The sequence below is a fragment of the Xylanibacter ruminicola genome (genome assembly GCF_900142525.1).
Taxonomy (GTDB): domain Bacteria; phylum Bacteroidota; class Bacteroidia; order Bacteroidales; family Bacteroidaceae; genus Prevotella; species Prevotella ruminicola_A.
In genome coordinates, this window is sequence record NZ_FRBD01000009.1 from 90,380 (window position 1) to 111,042 (window position 20,663).

Consider the following 20,663-nt stretch of genomic DNA (forward strand, 5'->3'; position numbering starts at 1 on the left):
TCTATATTTTTTCTAGTTCCTCGATAAGCACTTCAGCCTTCAAGGGTTGTAGTGCATTAAGATAGGTATAAGCCCGACTGACACGCTGATCCTTGGGATGAGCCACACGCTGAACATACCAACGGTAAACCAGTTCGAGATGGCTCTGAGCGTAGGACACGCCACAGAACTGCTGTAGCATCTTGAGATACTGATAGCCGAACTCCTTGGTGGGCTCTACGATGGTACCCTCGCCATAGTCGTTCCAGGTGCTTATCTGCAGCAAATCGAGGCCGGAGGCCTTAGCCGCATTCAGCTGGCGCTGGAACAAGGCCCCGTCTTCGCGATCGTAAGTGGTGTAGCCATTGCCCTGTCCAAACTGCTTATACACATCCCAGAAGCCGGGCATGGCACCTGCAATATATGTATCGAAAGTGTTGGCTTTTGAATAATCGGGATTGGGGTTGACCCACAGAAACTCGCCTTGCGCATTGGCACGACTGCTGAAGCCATTGAGCACCACAAACTGCGGTTTCGTGTTGAGGGCGCCAAAGGCGTAATCCCATCCTGCCGCCGTGGTGAGCTGTTGCGGACCGAAACACATAAGCAGTGGTTTATCGCCCACCTTGGTATAGCTATCGCTCTTGAAGTAATAGCTCTGCAAGTGGCGCATATCCGAACGGGCCTGTCCTTGCTTATCGCTCAATCCATCGAGCGTGGCATCCTCGTAGACGATGGCCATCTTCAGTTGTGCCTTCTCTACGGCCTTAAGCAGGGCGCGGGTGTTGGTCTCGTTCTGCGGATAGTCGTTCTTCTGCTGGGTGCCATACCAGTCGACCATGACGCCCTCGATGCCGGCATACTTCATGAGTAGGCACTGATAGTCGAGTATAGCCTCATCGTTAGAGGCATAGGCGCCCGTGAGCGGATGATAGTGCGAGGCAAAGTTAGACTGATCGACAGCGAGCGGATTGCCGCTCATGGTCCAGTGATTCCACACACCCGACGACTGAGGACTGACAAACCACGGCATGTAGTGCACATAGACCTTCATAGCGTTGGTCTTGGCGGGTTGCTGTGGATCGAGATTCTCGTCGGTAGGCGTAGGATCAACAGGTGCGGGTTCCGGCGTATCGCTGCTACCGCCGCAAGCTGCACAAAGGCAACTTGCGGTTAGGAACAGCACGTTCAGTATGAGTTTCTTCATATCAATAGCCTGCATTCTGCTTCAGATTAGGATTCTTGGCCAACTCCTCGGCTGGGATAGGATATACACCGGTGTGGTGGTCGGCAGCGTCGTCGGCCTTGTTCCACCATGCATTGAAGTAAGTGCCGAAGCGGATATTGGTGGTGCGGCGCAAGCCCTCCATAGCAAACTCGTGCAACCATTCGGCATCGAGCGACTCGAGCGACAAGGTGGTCAGATCGGTCAAACCAGCACGAGCGCGCAACTGATTGACAAAGGCCAAAGCCGACTGGGTATAACCCAAACGATAGTAGCACTCGGCCTGCATCATGAGTATCTCGGCATAACGCATCAGCACCCAGTCATTGTCGCGCTCCCACGAGTCGCTGGCACTCCACTCGTACTTGTCGAGTCGGGCACCCTCGTTCTGCAGGGCGTTGGTATAGTTATCGATAGTCTCGGTATAGTTGAGCGGTTCGCCATTGTCCATGTTCACAATGCTACCATCCTTGGCCGAATACTGCTGGCCAATGAGCAATGTCTTGTCGCGGCGAACATCGCCATCCTCGTATGACGACCATACTCCCGGTTGGGCACAGATGCCATTGCCGCACCACTGGTAGACACCGGCAGGATCGAAGGCATACTTCTGATTGTAGTGATAGGTCATAGAGGCCAGATAGTTGCCCACGGTGCCTTGTTTGTGATCGTAAGGAATGGCAAAGATAATCTCCTGATTACCAGCATTTTCGATAGCAAAGGGAGCTTTATAGTCGGCATTAAGGCTGTAGCCCTGTACCTTCTCGCAAGCATCGATACACTTCTGCCACTGGGCGGTACCTGTAAACACCTCGGCATTGAGATAGAGGCGCGCCAACAGGGTGTAAGCTACGTTCTGAGTGAATCGGCCATACTGTACGCCCGATGGGAGCACGGGAAGAATCTCGGTGAGCTCGCGCTCGATGAAGTTGTAGACTTCGGCACGGCTTGAGTTAGCCGGCAACTGCTTGGCGGTGAAATCGGTTGAGATGGGCACACTGCCAAACATATCGATGAGCTGATAATAATAGTAGGCACGCAAGCCACGTAGCTCGGCCTCTACATTACTCTTCTGCTGGGCGGTAAGCCCGCTCTGTTCTACCTGATAAATGATGGCATTAACCTTTGAAACACCTGTAAAGGCATAACGCCAACCGGCCAGTACGCAAGCATTGGTGGCATCCCACGTGTGATACTGCAACTCCTGATAGCGACCGCCATCATACCAGTCGGAACCACGGGTTGGAATACAGGCCTCATCGCTAGAGCACTCGGTCAGGAAGAACACGTACTCACACGTGGGGTAGCAGTTAACGCCGTTGCCCTCGTCGGTGCTGGAGCCGTAGCCGCGGAGTGTAGAATAAGCACCGCCCACAATGGTTTGCACCTCAGACTCAGTCTTTCCATAGTCGTCCATCGAAACGACATCAAATAATTCCTCGTCGAGATTAGTACAACCGGTGATGGCAAGCGCACCAAACAACAGTGAGGAAAGAATATATTTCTTGTTCATATTATTACGTTTTACAATGATCATTATTACTGTTAGAATGAGAGGTTGATGCCCAACGAGAATGTACGTGGACGCGGTGAATAAGTAGCACCGTTGCCGGTGTCGCTATCGGTAATAAGGCGATCGATACCAGGACCATTCAGCACGTTGTCGGGGATGTAAACCTCAGGATCGGTGCCCTTGTAGCCGGTGATGCAGAACAGGTTCTCGCCCGTGAGATAGAGACGGATGCGATTGAAACCGATTTTCTTGGTACCGGGAAGGGTATAACCCAATGTAACACTCTGCAAGCGGAAGAACGAAGCGTTCTCGATGAAATAATCAGAGAATACAGGATCGGCCTTGATGCCGCTAGAGAGGAAATCGTCGAGCGTGTTCTGAGCGGGGAGGCGCGATGAATCGAACAACTCCATACGGGTGGCATTAAGCACTTTCTGTCCGAACATGCCATAACCGGCTACGTTGAAGTCGAAGTCCTTATAGGTGGCACTAAGACTGATGCCAAGGTTATACTTGGGTTGAGCCGAACCGAGGTCGTAGCCGTTGCCATCGGGACCGTAGTCGAGGATATAGTTGCCATCGGCATCGATACCCGAGCACTTGGGGCCCCAGAATGTACCGGCCGAATAGCCTTCCTTGATGACCTGAGAATAGAGATTCGACATACCGCGAAGTCCGTGGAGCGAACCAGCCTGTAGTCCAACGGCCTCGTAGGTATCGTTGCTAAGCTTGGTGATCTCTTGCTGATTGTATGAGAACGAGAGGTTGGCATCGAGCGTAAAGTCCTTTTGGCGGATGATGTTATAACCAAGCGTTAACTCAACACCCTTGTTCTGCATATCGCCCACATTGGCCAACATAGTACCTACGATGTAAGGTGGCTGTGGCACGGGATAGGTCCAAAGCAGATCGGAAGTCTTCTTAGAATACAGCTCTACACTACCGGTGAGGCGGTTAAGAATGCTGAAGTCGATACCGATGTTAAGCTGGGCGGTTGACTCCCACTTCAGGTCGGGATTAACATTCTGTGCCTGAACATACGAGTTTTTCCAAGTGCCCGAGGCGGCATCGTAGTAAGCAGCACCCGAAGCGCTAAGCACGGCAATACTCTTATAGGCGGCCACACCACTCTGGTTACCGGTGATACCGTAGCCGGCACGCAACTTCAGATTGTCGAGCCAAGAGCGTGTGCCCTGCATGAACTTCTCGTCGCTGATGCGCCAAGCGGCACTTACTGATGGGAAGACGCCCCACTTGTGGTCTTCGCCGAATACCGACGAGCCATCGCGACGCACCGTTGCGGTAAGCATATACTTATTAAACAGATTATAGTTAAGACGACCGAAGAACGAAATGAGCTTGGTCTTGCTCTTGTAGCTATATACATCGGTTTGGCGATAATCGGTACCGGCATTGAGGTTGTTATAGCCAAAGGCGTTGGTCTCGAAACCGGAACGGGTGGCACCAAAGCCCTCGTTCACATTATCCATATACGAGTAACCGGCCATCAGGTTCAGTTTATGGCCATCGGCCACTTCCTTATCGTAAGTAAGGTAGGTTTCAATCTGGCGGTTGGTGTACTCGCCATAGGTGCGTTGAGCCCATCCCTTCTCACTTTGGCCCTCCATACGTGCGTAGGTAGGCTTGTAGGTGCCGCCAGTGGTATGCTGAAACTCGTAAGAAGTGTTGGCAGTGGCCTTGAGTCCGCTGATGATTTCGAACTCGGCCTTACCATAAGCCAGGAAGCGATGACGCTTGTTATCCTGAGTACGGTTGGTGTTAATCTCTACAGGGTTCTCGGTATTTGTGCCATTGAGTTGGGCAAACGATCCATCGGGATTGTAAACTGGGAATGTAGGATTAAGATTGAGTGTGCGTTCGAAGATACGGGAGTCGATGGGTGTCCAGCTGTCGAAGTTGGCGTTGATGCCGGCATCGAGACGCAAGCGACCGTTAAGACCTATCTCGTAAGCAGTGAGCGAACCAGCCAAGCGGTTCATGGAGTTGCGCTTTACCACGCCCTGATTGTTGTTATAGGTAATGTTGGCACGATAGCCGCTATGCTTGCGCGAATTGCTGAACGAGATATTGTGCGAGTGAGAAATGGCTGTACGCAGCAGTTCTTTCTGCCAATCGATAGAAGCACCATAGTCGAGTGCGCCGCCTACGTTGTTGTCGCGTACATAACCACGCCACTGATTGGCCGAGAGCACATCGAGCTGCTTAGCCACATTGGCAATAGCCACAAAACCATTGTAAGAAAGCGTCTTCTGCTCGGCATCGGAAGCTTGGCGATTGGTGGTAACAATGATAACGCCATTGGCACCACGGCTACCATAGATGGCTGCGGCCGAAGCATCCTTCAACACATCGATTGAAAGAATCTCGTTAGGTTGAACGCTGTTGAAGTCGACACCGGGAATACCATCGACCACCACCAACGGACCGTTAGAGGCACTAAGCGACGTACCGCCACGCAAGCGCAATGAAGCACCCGATTCGGGCGAACCGCTACTCTGGATAACACTAAGACCGGCCACCTTACCCTGCAACAACTGTTCGGTACTGGTGATAACGCCTTTCTTCATGTCCTTAGCCGAGACGGAGGCGATAGCGCCTGTAAGGTCGCTCTTACGCATAGTGCCATAGCCCACGCCCACCACTACGGTCTCGGCCAGCATATGGGCATCTTCGGTGAGAATGATGGTAAGGTTCTTACCAGCCTTCACCTTCTGCGAAACATATCCGATATACGAAATCTCGAGTATAGCGCCCTGACTGCATGCCAGTGCGAAGTTTCCATCTAAATCAGTAACCATACCCTTATCGGTACCGATCGTCTTGACCGTTGCACCTACCAGTGGTTCCTGATTGCTATCCACAACCTTACCTGTAGCGGTAAAGCCCTGTGCAAAACTGATTGATAACTGCCCCATGATGAATAACACGCAAGTAAGCAGTCGTCTGTTTATCTTTGTCATCTTCATTTGATTCTGTGAATGTTGTTTATTAAACTCATGATATATTACTCATCGGCACTTACCAATGGGATATCGGCCTCGGTTACCACCGCACCCTTGGCATTGGTTACGGTGAGGTGCATGCTATCGCTACTGATGCCGCTAAGCTCCTGAAGCAAGTTGGCACTACCTTGACGGCGATCGCGATTACCGCTCATCACACCCGAGAAGGTCTTGTCGCCCGCAGTAAGAATCCATGTGAGCTCACCATCCATACGGCCGTTATACTGACGGATGAAGGTGATGATATCCTTAGCACTAACCTTGGATGGGAAATAGCTGAACGAAGGATCGGGATAAGCTTCGGCGGTGCCGGCCTTGAACTCAAAGCCCCACTCACTGCCCCAATCCCAGTCGTTGCCCACGATACCGAACTTCAGCGATTCGGCTGTAAAACTGCCTACAAAGTCGGGGTTAACAGCCCACTTACCATTCTGCTCAATACCCATATCGGTAAGTATAAATCCGCGTGGATCCTCGTCGGCATTTACAGGATTATAACAGAAGTACTCCTGTGGGGTCATCAGATTCCAGCGCCACACACCATTGCCCACTTGTTTGAGCGAGGTCTTTTCGATACATCCGGGGCGCCACACGTTGAACTGCTGGTTAAGGTTTTTGGCTGGTGGATCAACAAAGTCGTACTCGATTACCTCGTCGTTGCCATCGGTATAGAATCCGTGAATTCCCGCGTGCGTACCTATATATTTAAAGCCAGCAGTAGCAGCCAACTCGTTCAGAGTCTTGCCACCAATCTTCTGGATATCGCCGTTAAACAGTATTGACAATGGCTTGTTCATGGTCCACTTATCGGTATAGCCCGTGGTCTTGTCGCCCGAGAACAGCTGATAAGCCGCGCCCGAATTAGCAAAGTCGGCAATCTCGGTACGGTTGTGCTCAACACAGAACACACCACTCTGCACGCTTCCATCGATGGTTTTAAGACGGCACCAATAGCCGGCCTCGCCCCACTCGTCCTGCATAAAGGCCAACAGATCGGCCTTGGTGGCAAAGCGGTCTTGATTCTGGAAGAAGTAATCTACCGGCACGAAGGTCTTTTTATAGATATTATCACCAACGTATTCAAGCTTGGCGAAATCGGAAGAGTGCTCCCAGTTGCCAGCATCGGGCTCAAGGGGTTGCCATACCCACCAATACAGGTCGACACCCTCCTGGAATCCAACATCGGTCATATCAAAATAGAATGTCACCTCATCGGTTGGCATATAGATAGATGGCACGGTATAGAACTTTGGATTACCCACCTCGGTTTGAGCCATAGCTGCAACCGACATCAACAAACAGATAAATGCTGCGAAAATTGTTTTCTTCATAATCACATCCTCCTGTTTTTACTCTGCGGGTACTAAGTTATACACATACGATACAAAAGCATTACCATTCTGCGTGCGGGTAAGCTTGAACTCCAACGACTGTTGTGCGCCGGGCATGGCGGTAACGGTGAGTGCGGTATTCTCGTTAAGAAGAACCTTAGCCGAAGAGCCATCGCTATTTACAAAGGGGTTCTCAAGTTTCCATTGTCCACTAACGGGCAACAAGGCTGGTGCGGAGCCGCTAATGGTGTAAGATGTAGGATTACCGCTTGCATCGGTACCTAAATGAATAGCAAACGATTCGAAATCGAACAGACCGGTAAGGGCCATCGACTTCTGATTCGTTTCGTCAATCTGGGTAACACTGTTTACTCTCCAAGTGCCACCCATCTTCTCGTACTGGGTGATAGGAGACACATAGTCACCATCCTCGATTGTTGAGCACGAACTCATCCACAAAGTGGGCGTAAGCGCCAACAATAGCATAAGTGCTTTTAATGTCGATTTTTTCGTCATAGAGAATTAATTTTAGTTAGGATATTAATGAAATAGAATTTCTGGGTGCAAAATTACGCCTAATTCAGCACTAACAGAAGAAAACTTGGGCTTGTACACCCAAAAATACGAAAAGAAAAACGTAACCCGCTGATAATCAGGCTACGTTTAAATGAGTCGGGTAGAAAATGTATACCCAAAATATACTCTATTTCTGCTCTATCCTATCTCCATAATGCGTTGTTCGAACAAGTCGTTATCAACAATCGACTTATTTTTGACTCGGGTTTTATAGGTCTTAATAGTATAAACGGAATAATCGAGGAAGTTTGCAATACGCTCAATCTCGGTGATACCCAAACGGATAAGTGCAAATATTCGCATCTCGCTGGTAAGCGATTTCTCATCTTTAGGTAATCGACGGTCTTTCTCGTCGAACAACAAGTTGAACTGGCGCACAAAGTCGGGGAAGAGTTTAAGGAACGTCTCGTCGAAATCGGCAAACATAGAATTACGCTCGGCATTCAACGTCGACTCCTTTAGCGTAGAACGCAGATCCTCGTATTGCCGCGCAGCTATCTTGCGATCAATCGTTTTATAGAGCTTTTCCACCTTATTAATATATTCGGCATTAATATAGAACGTTCTACCGATATATTCGTCCTTGATGGCGTTGGCCTCACATAGTTTATCGTTAGCGAGCTGCATCTCTTGGTTGCGTTGCTCAATGATGCGACGCGCTTCCTGCAGTTTACGCATCTGCCGACGGATGATCCAAGTACCAAAAAGAAGTATGACAATAGCCAACAAGGCCACTATCAAGGTTATGATGATGGCATTGCGCTCGTTTTTCATCATGTTATAACGATCTTGTTCAATGATGGGCAATATATCGCCTATCTGTATCTTTCGTTGACGAGCATCATAGTAGTTGGCATCGTCGAGCGAAAACTGCACATATCGGGTAGCTCGCTCAATATCACCTTCTTCGTACAGCATTCCAGCTAGGCCGCAAAGCGCAGTAGTCTCTTTGGTGGCCGACTCATTATCACAGATAGCAGCTTCGGCAAGGTATCTTTTCGCATCTTCGCGCTCACCTTGCATAAAATATATCCAACCAAGACATGACGTGACAACAGCCCGGGTATGCACATCAAGATCGGCGTTACGAAGCAACTGGCGGAAAGTATACACACACTCATCGTAATGATACTCCTTCATCTGGCGCATACCTTCGGCATAAAGCCATTCGGCCGAACGAGCGGGAAGCAGATGAAGCAATGAATCGGTGTAAACACTACCTTGTTTAATATACTCATCCTGATAGGGCATCGTGTGGTTATAGTCGGCCATGTCGTAACTCAGTCGACTAGCCATCCAATAATACTTTTTGAGACACTCTGTACTGACACCTGCAATACTGATGCTTCGCAACTCCTCAAAAGCTTCTCTATATAATCCAGCAGACAACAGACAAAAAGTAATGGCACACTTGGCCTCGATAATAAATTCGGGTTTATCAAGTCGCTTGGCCAGTTCCAAGCTCTTACATGCATAGACATGGGCAGAATCATACTTAAACGATTTATATTCATCATACAATCGGATACACAACTGAAACCTGGCAAAGTCGCTATAAGCCTTGTCTTCCTGTTTCTTGATATCGCCTATGCGCTGCTGCTTGGCACTTACATACCTATCTTTATTGGCAAGGCTCTCGTCGAGACGTTTGATGATAGATGCTAAACTATCAGTAGCAGAAAACCCATAACCAACGCCAAATATCAGCATCACGGTAAGTAATAACACCTTCTTCATTTTTTATCGGTAAAACACGTTTATGTTAAATCTTGGTGCAAATATAGCGATAATCTAACAAATAACCATATCTTTTTTAATTTTTCTGCAGGAAAATTTGCAGGGATGAAAAAAAAGTTGTACCTTTGCACCCGGTTTTAAAAATGGGTGTTTTCCAGAGTGGCCAAATGGGGCAGACTGTAAATCTGCTGTCTTTCGACTTCGGTGGTTCGAATCCATCAGCACCCACGAAAAAACACGAAGGATGTGAGCATGTTCACATCCTTTTTTTGTTTTCATAACCTTTCTACTTAAAAAGTGTAAAAACCACGTGTTTTCGCACACAATTTGGCTGTGTTCGCACACAACGGCTTGACATACATCAAAAGAAACGCATTTTTTAGAGGAAAGTACATATAATTTCTTTGCCAGAAACAAAAATCGTCGTACCTTTGCATCGTCAAAAGACAACAACATGATCTTCAATAGAAGCATAGAAACGAAATACAGAGGTATTAGTTAAGGTATATAAAGATTGATTGATTTAGGTTTTAGTTAGAGTTAATAGTTAGTTAGAATTTGGTTTTAGGTTTATTAGTTAGTTAGTTAAAATTTGAGATAGGTATTTCTAAGGTGTTAGAAAAAGATTAGTTAGTAAGGATAACAAAGACGCAGTGGTGACACTCCGTTTTTTCTCAGAAAAGGTTTTTAGTTATTCATAGATTGTTGGTGCCGCCCCGGAGTCGTTGATGACCCTTGAGCGGCTTTTTTTTGCGTATACTCGAAGAAGGATTTAATATTTAATGTTTAATGTTTAATCTTCAACTTCTCGGCCCAGCCGCCTTTGAACAATCGAACAAGGAAGATAGAGCCACGGAATGTGAGTTCGATGGCCATGGCTGTCCAAACGCCTTTGAGCCCGAACTTAGGTGCCATAGTAGCCGCCAAGCTGAGACGTACTGCCCACATAGATACAAGACTCATAATGGCTGGAACAATGGTATCGCCAGCACCAATGAACACGCCATTACATACAATAGCGGCGGCAAACATCGGTTCGGCCCAAGCCTCGATACGCAAAACATGTGTGCCAAGGGCGATAACATCATCGACAGGCGACATGAGCGACATGAGTTGTGGGGCAAAAATCCACATCAAGACACCCATGAAAGTCATAACGGCGATTCCCAAACCAACCGACATGCGGGCAAAAGACTGGGTAAGTAGCTTCTGACCAGCACCTATTCCCTGCCCTACCAACGTGGTAGCGGCCTCGGCAATTCCATAACCAGGCATATAACATAGGCTCTCGACGGTAATGGCCAATGAATGGGCTGCAATGGCAATAGTACCCAACGGCGCAACAATAAGCGTACTTACAACTTGAGCGGATCCCATCAACAGATGTTGCAAGCCCATTGGGGCACCTATCTTAAATGCCGTACGAACAGTATCGGCCTGAGGACGGAAAGACCCCGGACGACCAACCAACGAAAGCATCTTAGAGCGATACATGAGGAAATAGAACATAAGACAGGCAGTGACAAACATGGAAACACCTGTGCCTATAGCCGCACCAACAACGCCAAGGTTAAGAATATAGATAAAGAAGTAGTTGAATACTACATCCATCACACACATTCCAATATTAAGCATTGAGGGGATCTTCATATTTCCCGAACATTTGAGCATAGAACCACATAGCCCCTCTAATTGGAAGAAAAGTCCACATACACCGAAAATAGCGAAGTAGAGCGAAGCATCGCGGGCTATTTCTGGAGTGCCACCTAACCAATATGGAAGAAAAGGCGATATGGAGAGCGACGTGATAGATATGAGCAACGCCCATATGAAACAACAAACCAACGACTGACGGAGCACACGGCGCGCCGCCTCGAAATCGTTGGCACCAATGAAATGAGCCACCTGTACCGAGAAACCCATATTGGCAGCCGCGGCGAGTCCGCCTAGAAGCCAACCAGAAGATTCGACAAGACCAATAGACGCCGAGGCTTTGGCCCCCAAATGACCAACCATAGAGGCATCGATAAAAAACATGACCGTGGCTGAAATCTGCGCAAGAATAGAGGGAATACTAAGACTGACAATTAGCCAAAGCTTTTCTCTTTGGGTCATTGTGCGGCCTTCGCGAATATAGGAAAGCAGTACCTCACTATTCTTAACTTTCTTCATACGATAGTTGTTGTGTAAGAAATAAAAAAGGATGTGATTTCTCACATCCTAACTTTGTTTTTGTGGGCGTTGACGGATTCGAACCGCCGACCCTCTGCTTGTAAGGCAGATGCTCTAAACCAGCTGAGCTAAACGCCCTCATTTCTTGTAAGCGGGTGCAAAGGTAAGAAGATTTTTTGAAACCGCAGCATGTTTTGCCTAAAAAGTTTATTTTATTAACACTATTTTGCAATTCAACCCAATAATTGCTCAATATCGCCCTGTGGAAGGATGCAAAGTATAGCTTTTCCATCGGGAGTGTAATTGACGTTTGTGCAAGCAAAAAGATCGTTAATCATGCTTTCCATCTCGTCATTACTCAATATCTGACCATAAGGGATGGCAGCGGTTTGAGCAAGGCGCAAAGCCAATTGAGAATTGACAGCAGAGAGTTGAGTATTGGCAGGAGCCTGAGTTTCCCCAATCATCTCGTGCAGCAAAGTTTTAGGATCGAGACCATCAAGACCAGCGGGGATGCCGTTAATGGCAAAAGTGTTACCCCCTAGATCGGCAAGATCGAAACCAAGGTTAGTGAGCTCGGGCAACATCTGGTTCATTGATACCGCCTCGGATGGTGAGAACTGAACTGTCTCAGGGAACAATAACTTCTGAGTAGTGATGACATGCCCATCCTGTTGACTAACATAGCGATCGTAAAGGATACGGATGCTTGCACGATGCTGATCGATAATCATAAGCCCCGATTTTACAGCTGTCATAAGATACTTACCCTTGTACTGATAATGGGCTGGCGACTTCTCTGACAGAATCTCTGTAGCCGACTGCGGTTCCACGATATTGTCATCGTCGAACAATGAAGGCTGCTGCAATGGCATCTCAATAGTTGTGCCACGCTGCTCAAAATCCTCATAGAGTGATTCCCACTGATTTGGTACAGAATTACTGCGACCACTACTCTGCTTGAAGGGGTTGTAATCTGGATTATAATTAACTCGGGGAGCAGAATAATTATCTTGGAATGATTTATTATCAAAGATTGGAATATCAGGCTGTCCTTGGGTATCAAAGTCAATAGAGGGAACCTCGCAGAACTTACCGATACCATCGCGAACTGCTGCAGAGAGAATCTGCCAGATGGCCTGTTCGTTCTCAAACTTAATCTCGGTCTTGGTGGGATGAATATTCACGTCAATCTCACTAGGTTCAACCTCTATATATAAGAAATAAGGTATAGCCATGCCCTCAGGAACCAAACGGTCGTAGGCTTTCATAACAGCCTTGTGGAAGTAAGCATGCTTCATGAATCGACCATTGACGAAGAAATAATCGCAACCGGTCTTCTTGCGTGCGGCCTCTGGTTTACCAACAAAACCACTGACTTTACACATAGCGGTTTGTACCTCAACAGGCAACAGATCCTGACTATACTGTTTGCCAAAGACATCGGCTATACGCTGGCGAACACTACCAGCACGCAGGTTGAGCATCTCAACCCCATTATGATGCAGGGTGAAATGAATCTTCGGATAAACAAGCACAATACGCTCGAAAGCAGTAAGGATGTTATTGAGTTCTGTAGCATTGCTTTTCAAGAACTTACGACGGGCAGGAACGTTGAAAAACAGATTGTCGACCTTGAAGTTACTACCCACTGGACAGGAAACAGGTTCCTGCCGGGTAAGTTTGGAGCCAGCGATATTAATCAGCGTACCTATCTCATCTTCCTTGCGACGTGTTTGCAACTCTACCTGGGCCACAGCTGCGATAGATGCCAAGGCCTCACCACGGAATCCCATCGTATGAAGGGCAAACAAATCGCCTGCCTGTAATATCTTTGATGTAGCATGACGCTCAAACGACAAACGGGCATCCGTCTCGCTCATACCCTTACCATCATCAATAACCTGTATGGAGGTTCGTCCGGCATCTACCACAATAACATGTATGGTAGTAGCACCGGCGTCGACAGAGTTCTCGACCAACTCCTTAATAACAGAAGCTGGACGCTGAATAACCTCACCAGCAGCAATCTGGTTGGCTACACTATCAGGAAGAAGATGTATTAAGTCGCTCATTTACTTTTCATTTTTCATTTTTTCCACGCCAGTGGAATATATCGTCACGGTTTAGTGGACGTACATAGTTATACCAGGCAAATCCAGGCAATTGTTTGCGATTGGCAGGAATCTGATTAAGAGGATACATGGTACCGGAACTCTTAGGTGTCCACACCTTTTCCAACTTACGATCCTTAAGATACATGCGCATCTCGGCCGTTTCCTGATAATTATACACAATAGGAACACTATCGCCTTCTTCGAAATAATAGCCTATAAGGACATTGCCTTTTGCCTGCGTCTCGCGAATCTTACCATCGACGAAATAGGCAAACATTTCCTTTGATGACACCTGATTAAACCTGGTGGTATCGCTGAGAAGTTGCTGTATTGAGAAACAGTTGTTGATAACGTGGGCATGATCGACAAGCGAATCTCTCAAAAAGACTTCAATACGGTCGCCCAGCAACTGTTGGTTCTTGTTCCATACAATCGGATCGCGATAGAGTGTGAGGCACGAGTCAAGCGAGTTATATATGAGTGAATCGCAGACAGCCTGCACATCAGTACGATAAGCACGAACATGATGGAAACCGAAGATCTTACGATAAACCGAGTCGGTCTCAATGTTATATGTCACCACCTTCAATGTATCGGCATGCATGAAGAGCGAATCACCCTGTGAGTAATCGATGGCAACAGCACTATCGGTACATAGAGCGAAACCAGTATGCTCCCAGTATTCGCCATAGTTTCCAGTAAGTTTATTCTTGTTTACCGAGTCAACATATATCACATTTCGGAAAGCTTGACTAAATCCATCCTTACTATCGTAATAAACGCTATCGCCTACCAACATTTTGCCTTTATTCGACATGACAGAACGGTTCATGAGTCGGGCACGGTCCTTTTTGGTGTCATAATAACCTTGCTCGGAATAGATATGACTATCACCAGAGGTAATATTCGAAGGTCCTACGATATGTGCCATAGAAAGGCGGGTATCATAATAAAGTGTATCGGTAGTAAGATAGAACTTGGGACTCTTCATCTTTACATCATAGTTGAACACCGACATTTTTGTCTTGGTGTTATACTCTCCCCAATCGGATGTAAGAGTTGTCTTGCCATCTATCATTTTTCCGCCCTCAAAGAAGTAGGCGTTATCATAAAGTCGGTCGAAGTCGAGACTATCGGTATAAAGGGTCGTTTTCTTGTGTCTGAGCACCACGTTATAACGGGCACGGGCCATCTGTTCGTTTCCGTCGTAATAAGCGTAATCACTTAACAACGAAAGCGTATCGCCCTGATACATCTTAACATGACCGAAAGCCTCGAATGAGTTGCTTGCTTCGTAGAAATAGGCACTATCGCAATACAATCTGGCTCCCTGATGAGTAAAATGCACCTTGCCATTAAGGATGGTAGCGTCTGCATTCTTTGTTTGGTCATAATGAAGCACATCAGCATGCACAAGATAGACACGCGTATCTTGAACCTGCGACTTGCGAGAAGCAGGACGACGACGTTGCTGCTGTTTCTGTGCGAAAGCAGACACCATGCCCAAGGTTAGGACAAAAAGTAACAAAAAAACAGGTATTTTTCTCACTTTTTCCAGCCTTCGAATTCGAATTCGCAATCCTTATAATCGTCGTTAAGACGAGTATAGGTATTCTTTATTTTATCAACTACCCACTGATGAATACGATCCTCGCGACGCTTGTTTAAAACAACATCTTTGAGAATCTGGAAATCCTCTGTAACAGTAGCGCGATGGCCATCTGTACGACTCTTAAGCTTAGCAATTACGCAGACAGTTTTTCCACGCTGGTTAATCATCTGGAAGGCCTTAGAAATCTCGCCAACCTTAAGTGTATCAACGGCCTTTGCAATCTCAGGAGGCAGATCCTGCATACGGAACTTAGACGAAGTTTTACCAGTCTTCATCATATCGGTACTAAGTAAACCCTTAGCGTTACGGGTATCCTTATCGTCTGAAATAAGAGATGCTGCATCCTCGAAACTGAACTTCTCTGCACGCAAATCATCGGCAATAGAGTCCAAACGGGCGATAGAACGCTGGACAGCCTCATCAGAAACAACAGGTTTACGCAGAATGTGACGCACATTTACCTTATCGCCACGCTTTTCGATGAGTTGGATAATATGGTAGCCAAATTCTGACTCTACAATTTTTGACACTTTCTTTGGATCGGTAAGATTGAACGCGACCTGAGCAAAAGCTGGATCAAGAGTGCCTCGGCCCATCAAGCCAAGTTCACCACCACGACGAGCAGAACCTGGATCTTCAGAATATAGTTGAGCCAGAGTCTGGAATCGGGTTTCACCCTTGTTTACACGATCGGTATAGCTACGCAGCTCATCCTTAACACGGTTAACCTCCTCTGCATCAATTTTAGGAGTCAACTGAACAATCTGCACTTCTACCTCTGTAGGTACGAAGGGAACACTATCCTGAGGAATGTTACTAAAATAGCGTCGAACCTCGGCAGGAGTAACACTGATATCTTCAACCAACTTCTGGCGCATCTTCTGTACCATCTGGCGGTCCTTCATCTCCTCGCGCAGATCAGCACGTATCTGTTGCAGATTCTGGTGTTTGTACTCCTCAAGACGCTCACGCGAACCGTCGACCATCTCGAGCCAGTAACTAATCTGCTGCTCAACCTCCTGAGCAACATCAGCATCGGTAACCTCAATACTATCAATCTGAGCCTGATGCTTGAATAGCTTCTGTACAGCAATCTGTTCGGGAATAGTGCAATCGGGGTTTCCACTCCATTTCACGCCCTCCATAGCAGCCTGCATACGCATGGCCTCTACATCAGAACGGAGGATAGCATCATCGCCAACTACCCACACCACCTCATCGACAATAGTACCGATAGAATCTTTCTTCTGGGCATTAGCCAACAATGGTAAAGCCAGAAGCGCAAGGGTCATTACTTTCCTTATAATACTCATAGATGTTTATTTACTGTTTTCAATACTTCTTTATTAACTTCTACTTGATAACGACGGCGCAAATCAGTTACCCACTCCTTTTCGAGATAGTCCTGCAGATCATCTACAACCTGCTGACGCACATCGTTGTAATCGTCGGGACGCTTAACCTTCTTGCCGTAGACGGCATCGATGGGATAGTCAGCAAGACTATCATCACTAGCAGTGCTAGTTTTGAACACCATCTTATCGATAGTCTTATTATCGCCAGGCTTAAAGATGCCTTGCTCCACACGGATGCGAATAACAGAATCGGCATTAAAAGTGGTGCGCAGAACCTCGGCCCATTGATCGAAGGGCAGGTTCTTAACACTCTTCTTTACTGCCTTAACATCACCCTTCGTCTTTACATGATAGGCAATACCCTTATAACGAGGTTCGCTGTAGGCATAACTCTTCTTGTGGGTATCAAACCATGCCTTGAGTGCCGTTTCATCGTGTGACGCCTTATTCCATACCTCTCGGCTACTAATCTCGTATAGCAGCAAGCCATCGTGGTATTCAAGAAATAAATATTTCAAATCAGAATTGGTAGCAGCAAGCGAGTCGGCCTTTTGCTGCATGACCTCCTCTATTGTAAGTTTCCCAGCTGACTCAGTTACCTTTCGGCGCAACTTTATATCAGCAATATTATTACGTATACCACGACGTTCCAATGATGCAACAATAGTTTGCTTCAGCGAGTCAAACGGTTCCAACTGCTTGCGTTCTTTCATCAACACAATATGATAGCCCACAGGACTGAGAAACGGTTTACTCATCTCACCAGGAGCCAATGAATAGGCTACATCCTCGAACTCCTTAAGCGTCTGTGATGGAGCAATCCAAGGCAGTTCACCTCCCCTCATAGCAGAACCGTAATCTTCAGACACCTTCTTGGCAACCTCAGCAAAATCGGCTCCACCTTGCAAAACACGATATACAGAATCGATACGCTGCTTGGCATATTCCTGCTGTTGGATATTTGCCTTTGTAGACAACTTGATCAGGATATGTGCAGGATGAATTAACCCCCGGTTGCCTATCATCGTCTTAGTACGATCGTACATCTGTTGAGCTTCAGATAACACATCGGCATCGGTAACCAGAGTAGGTTTTATCTGCTGATCACGATACATGGCGTATTCTCGACGGAACGATGATAGTGTATCGAGTTTTGCGTCAAGAGCAGCGGCCACTTTAAGCTTATAATTTACAAACAAGTTAACATACTCATCAACCGTTAACTTATCAATAACCCCTTCACCATTATTCTTATTGTACGAATATTCGAACTCAGAACGCGATACAGGTACTCCGTTAATAGTCATCACCGTAGGGTCAGATGACTGAGCCAATGTTTGCTGCGAAAAAATCGCAGCAAACAAGGAAAGGGCTATGGTGAGCTTTCTCATTATCAATCGTTAGGACGGCTGTAGTTAGGAGCCTCGCTAGTGATAGTGATATCGTGTGGATGACTCTCATTAACACCAGCATTGGTGATGCGAGTAAACTTGGCATCGTGAAGCTTCTCGATAGTAGGAGCACCACAGTAGCCCATACCCGAACGCAAACCACCTACCATCTGATAGATAACCTCCTGAACGGTTCCTTTGTAAGGCACACGACCAGCAATTCCCTCTGGAACAAGCTTCTTGACATCCTTGGTGTCGGCCTGGAAGTAACGGTCCTTAGAACCATGCTCCATAGCCTCGAGCGAGCCCATACCGCGATAGCTCTTAAACTTACGACCATTGTAGATGATGGTATCACCAGGACTCTCCTCGGTACCGGCAACAAGCGAACCGATCATGACACAGCTACCACCAGCAGCCAGCGCCTTCACAATATCGCCAGAGTAACGCAGACCTCCATCAGCAATCAAAGGAACTCCTGTTCCTTTCAGAGCGCTGTAAACATCATAGACCGCACTAAGCTGAGGAACACCTACACCAGCTACAACACGAGTGGTACAGATACTGCCAGGACCGATACCAACTTTAACGGCATCAGCACCGTTCTCAACCAGCATACGGGCTGCGTCGCCAGTAGCAATGTTACCAACTACGATATCAATATTGGGGAACGAAGCCTTAGCCTCGCGAAGTTTCTCAACAACACTCTTTGAATGACCATGAGCAGTATCAATCACAATGGCATCAACACCGGCATTAACCAGCGCCTGCATACGATCGAGGGTATCGAATGTCACGCCAACACCAGCAGCAACACGCAGACGACCCTTATCGTCCTTACAAGCCATTGGCTTATCCTTGGCCTTGGTGATATCCTTATAGGTAATCAGACCAATAAGGCGGTTGTCCTTATCTACTACAGGCAATTTCTCGATCTTGTTCTCCTGCAGAATCTGAGCTGCTGCAATCAGATCGGTCTGCTGATGTGTAGTAACAAGATTATCCTTAGACATGATTTCCTCGACGGGACGATCCAGACGACGCTCGAAACGAAGGTCGCGATTGGTAACAATACCCACCAGATGCTTATCGTCGTCGACTACAGGAATACCACCGATATGGTATTCTGACATGATGTCGAGAGCCTGAGCCACGGTGCTACCCATAGGAATTGTAATAGGATCGTAGATCATACCGTTCTCAGCACGCTTTACGATAGCAACCTCACGAGCCTGATTCTCGATTGACATATTCTTATGAATAACACCGATACCACCTTCGCGTGCAATGGCAATAGCCATCTGGCTTTCGGTAACGGTATCCATAGCAGCTGTTACAAAAGGAACATTAAGCTCGATGTGCTTTGAGAAACGGGTTTTCAACTCTACCGTCTTAGGCAGCACTTCTGAATAAGCGGGAATCAACAGGACGTCGTCAAATGTCAGGCCGTCCATCACAATCTTGTCTGCAATAAATGAAGCCATAAAAATACTACTTTAAATTTTATTGCGTGCAAAATTACTCATTTTTTCCGAGATGGCAAGCGTTTTATCCTATTATTAATAGGATTTAACGTAGTGTAACGACTACCCTACCTTGTTTGTCGGCTGAAACCGCCACCGTCATGTTGCCCTGACGCCAGGTCTTCTGATCAGCCGAAGTAAAGCCATAGGTCTGAAGATCTTTGCAAACAGCAGTGATATCATCGGTTGCAATGATGGTAACCGATGATACCGATTGCTTTTTACGAGCAAGACTTACCGACGCCTGATAATCAGTCATGGAGAAAGTGGCGGGCACAACCTTAACAGTAGCCTTACCTATCTTATAATCATAGCTGCGGAGTACGGCTTGGGCAGCTTTTAATTGACGGTTCTGCACAAGTTTTACTCCCAATCCTACAAGATCTGTATGGACGCAAGCCTGAGCCAATCCATTTTCGATAACGCGTGGAGCCGTCTCATATTCCTTATCCTCAGCATCCATCTCGCTGTAAGCCATCTGATAGGCCTTAGCATCATCAAGCGTAAAACCGATAGTATAGCTACTAGTAAGTGAGCCACGCTCGTAATGCAGACTGATAGTTCCCAAGCGAGTCTGTATGGTATATGCCTCACCTTGATTATCAATAAAGCCTGGTCCGTAAACACCCGCAAGCGTATTTTTCAACTCTTGGAATCGCTGTTGTACGGCCTGAAGAGATGGATAAATCTGCTGTTCCTCTACATCGACAGCATATACACGTGTAGTCTGATCGGAGGTGACTAGAGTAACAACTGCCTTTGAACCATAAACATCGCCCTCGTAGATATACGACTTGGCAGTCTGTTTTCCTTCGGCCTTGCGCTCGACAAAGTTCTGTTCAAGCAAGAGTTTCTCAAAGCGGTCGGCCTTAATGCCCAAAGGAATATTAAGGAAAGCATTACGATTATTCTGATTGTTGCTTGCTGTAGCCCAATCAGCCATAGCGACCTGCGCCTCGTCATCAATGCCATCAGACTTAGAACCCGACTTCTTTTTTTTCTCGGTCTTTGTCTTCTTCTTAAACAGTTTCTTATAGAACTGTGCATCTACTGGTGGGACCACCAACAAGATGCCCAACACGATCAATATAAGTTTCTTCATCATCGAA

The 20,663-nt window shown here is 47.0% G+C and carries 13 protein-coding genes and 2 tRNA genes; 1 reads left to right on the forward strand and 14 read right to left on the reverse strand.

The genetic code is table 11. The features are described 5' to 3' along the window. Position 1: 1 nt before the first annotated feature. From BUB86_RS07215 to BUB86_RS07240, 6 genes are all read right to left on the reverse strand, one after another. Entirely contained in the window at positions 2-1,186 is a 1,185-nt protein-coding gene (locus BUB86_RS07215; RefSeq protein ID WP_073207718.1) for a glycoside hydrolase family 71/99-like protein, read from the reverse strand. 1 nt (position 1,187) lies between these two features. Continuing rightward, entirely contained in the window at positions 1,188-2,717 is a 1,530-nt protein-coding gene (locus BUB86_RS07220; RefSeq protein WP_081373146.1) for a RagB/SusD family nutrient uptake outer membrane protein, read from the reverse strand. Between the two features lie 32 nt (positions 2,718-2,749). After that, positions 2,750-5,704 (reverse strand): SusC/RagA family TonB-linked outer membrane protein, encoded by a 2,955-nt coding sequence (locus tag BUB86_RS07225; RefSeq protein ID WP_073207604.1) that lies wholly within the window; start codon positions 5,702-5,704, stop codon positions 2,750-2,752. 38 nt (positions 5,705-5,742) lie between these two features. After that, a complete protein-coding gene (locus tag BUB86_RS07230) occupies positions 5,743-7,071 on the reverse strand; it encodes a hypothetical protein (protein WP_073207607.1) in 1,329 nt (442 codons plus the stop codon). A gap of 18 nt (positions 7,072-7,089) precedes the next feature. Continuing rightward, complete coding sequence (locus BUB86_RS07235) at positions 7,090-7,587, reverse strand: DUF5004 domain-containing protein (RefSeq protein WP_073207610.1); 498 nt, start codon at positions 7,585-7,587, stop codon at positions 7,090-7,092. A 198-nt stretch (positions 7,588-7,785) separates the two neighbouring features. Beyond that, on the reverse strand, positions 7,786-9,384 hold the full coding sequence (locus tag BUB86_RS07240; RefSeq protein ID WP_073207614.1) for a DUF6377 domain-containing protein: 1,599 nt from the start codon (positions 9,382-9,384) through the stop codon (positions 7,786-7,788). A gap of 145 nt (positions 9,385-9,529) precedes the next feature. Here BUB86_RS07240 and BUB86_RS07245 point away from each other — a divergent pair. After that, positions 9,530-9,612 (forward strand) — tRNA-Tyr (locus BUB86_RS07245). A 558-nt stretch (positions 9,613-10,170) separates the two neighbouring features. On the opposite strand, the gene BUB86_RS07250 is transcribed toward BUB86_RS07245, so the two are convergent. The 8 genes from BUB86_RS07250 to BUB86_RS07285 all read right to left on the reverse strand — a co-directional run bounded on the left by BUB86_RS07250 (position 10,171) and on the right by BUB86_RS07285 (position 20,656). After that, on the reverse strand, positions 10,171-11,556 hold the full coding sequence (locus tag BUB86_RS07250; RefSeq protein ID WP_073207617.1) for an MATE family efflux transporter: 1,386 nt from the start codon (positions 11,554-11,556) through the stop codon (positions 10,171-10,173). Between the two features lie 63 nt (positions 11,557-11,619). Further along, a tRNA-Val gene (locus BUB86_RS07255) sits at positions 11,620-11,694 on the reverse strand. 95 nt (positions 11,695-11,789) lie between these two features. Beyond that, positions 11,790-13,631: a DNA mismatch repair endonuclease MutL gene (gene mutL / locus BUB86_RS07260; protein WP_073207620.1), complete on the reverse strand. Its 1,842-nt coding sequence runs from the start codon at positions 13,629-13,631 to the stop codon at positions 11,790-11,792. A 7-nt stretch (positions 13,632-13,638) separates the two neighbouring features. After that, positions 13,639-15,201, reverse strand: a complete 1,563-nt coding sequence (locus BUB86_RS07265; RefSeq protein WP_254795120.1) for an OstA-like protein — start codon at positions 15,199-15,201, stop codon at positions 13,639-13,641. A gap of 17 nt (positions 15,202-15,218) precedes the next feature. Then, on the reverse strand, positions 15,219-16,598 hold the full coding sequence (locus tag BUB86_RS07270; protein ID WP_254795121.1) for a peptidylprolyl isomerase: 1,380 nt from the start codon (positions 16,596-16,598) through the stop codon (positions 15,219-15,221). Continuing rightward, entirely contained in the window at positions 16,595-18,031 is a 1,437-nt protein-coding gene (locus BUB86_RS07275; protein ID WP_081373142.1) for a peptidylprolyl isomerase, read from the reverse strand. Before BUB86_RS07275 ends, BUB86_RS07270 begins: the two co-directional genes overlap by 4 nt. A gap of 2 nt (positions 18,032-18,033) precedes the next feature. Then, positions 18,034-19,515: an IMP dehydrogenase gene (gene guaB, locus BUB86_RS07280; protein ID WP_073207627.1), complete on the reverse strand. Its 1,482-nt coding sequence runs from the start codon at positions 19,513-19,515 to the stop codon at positions 18,034-18,036. 85 nt (positions 19,516-19,600) lie between these two features. Further along, the gene (locus BUB86_RS07285) at positions 19,601-20,656 is read right to left on the reverse strand and encodes a hypothetical protein (protein WP_139261499.1); all 1,056 of its coding nucleotides are present in this window, start codon (positions 20,654-20,656) and stop codon (positions 19,601-19,603) included. Positions 20,657-20,663: the final 7 nt, after the last annotated feature.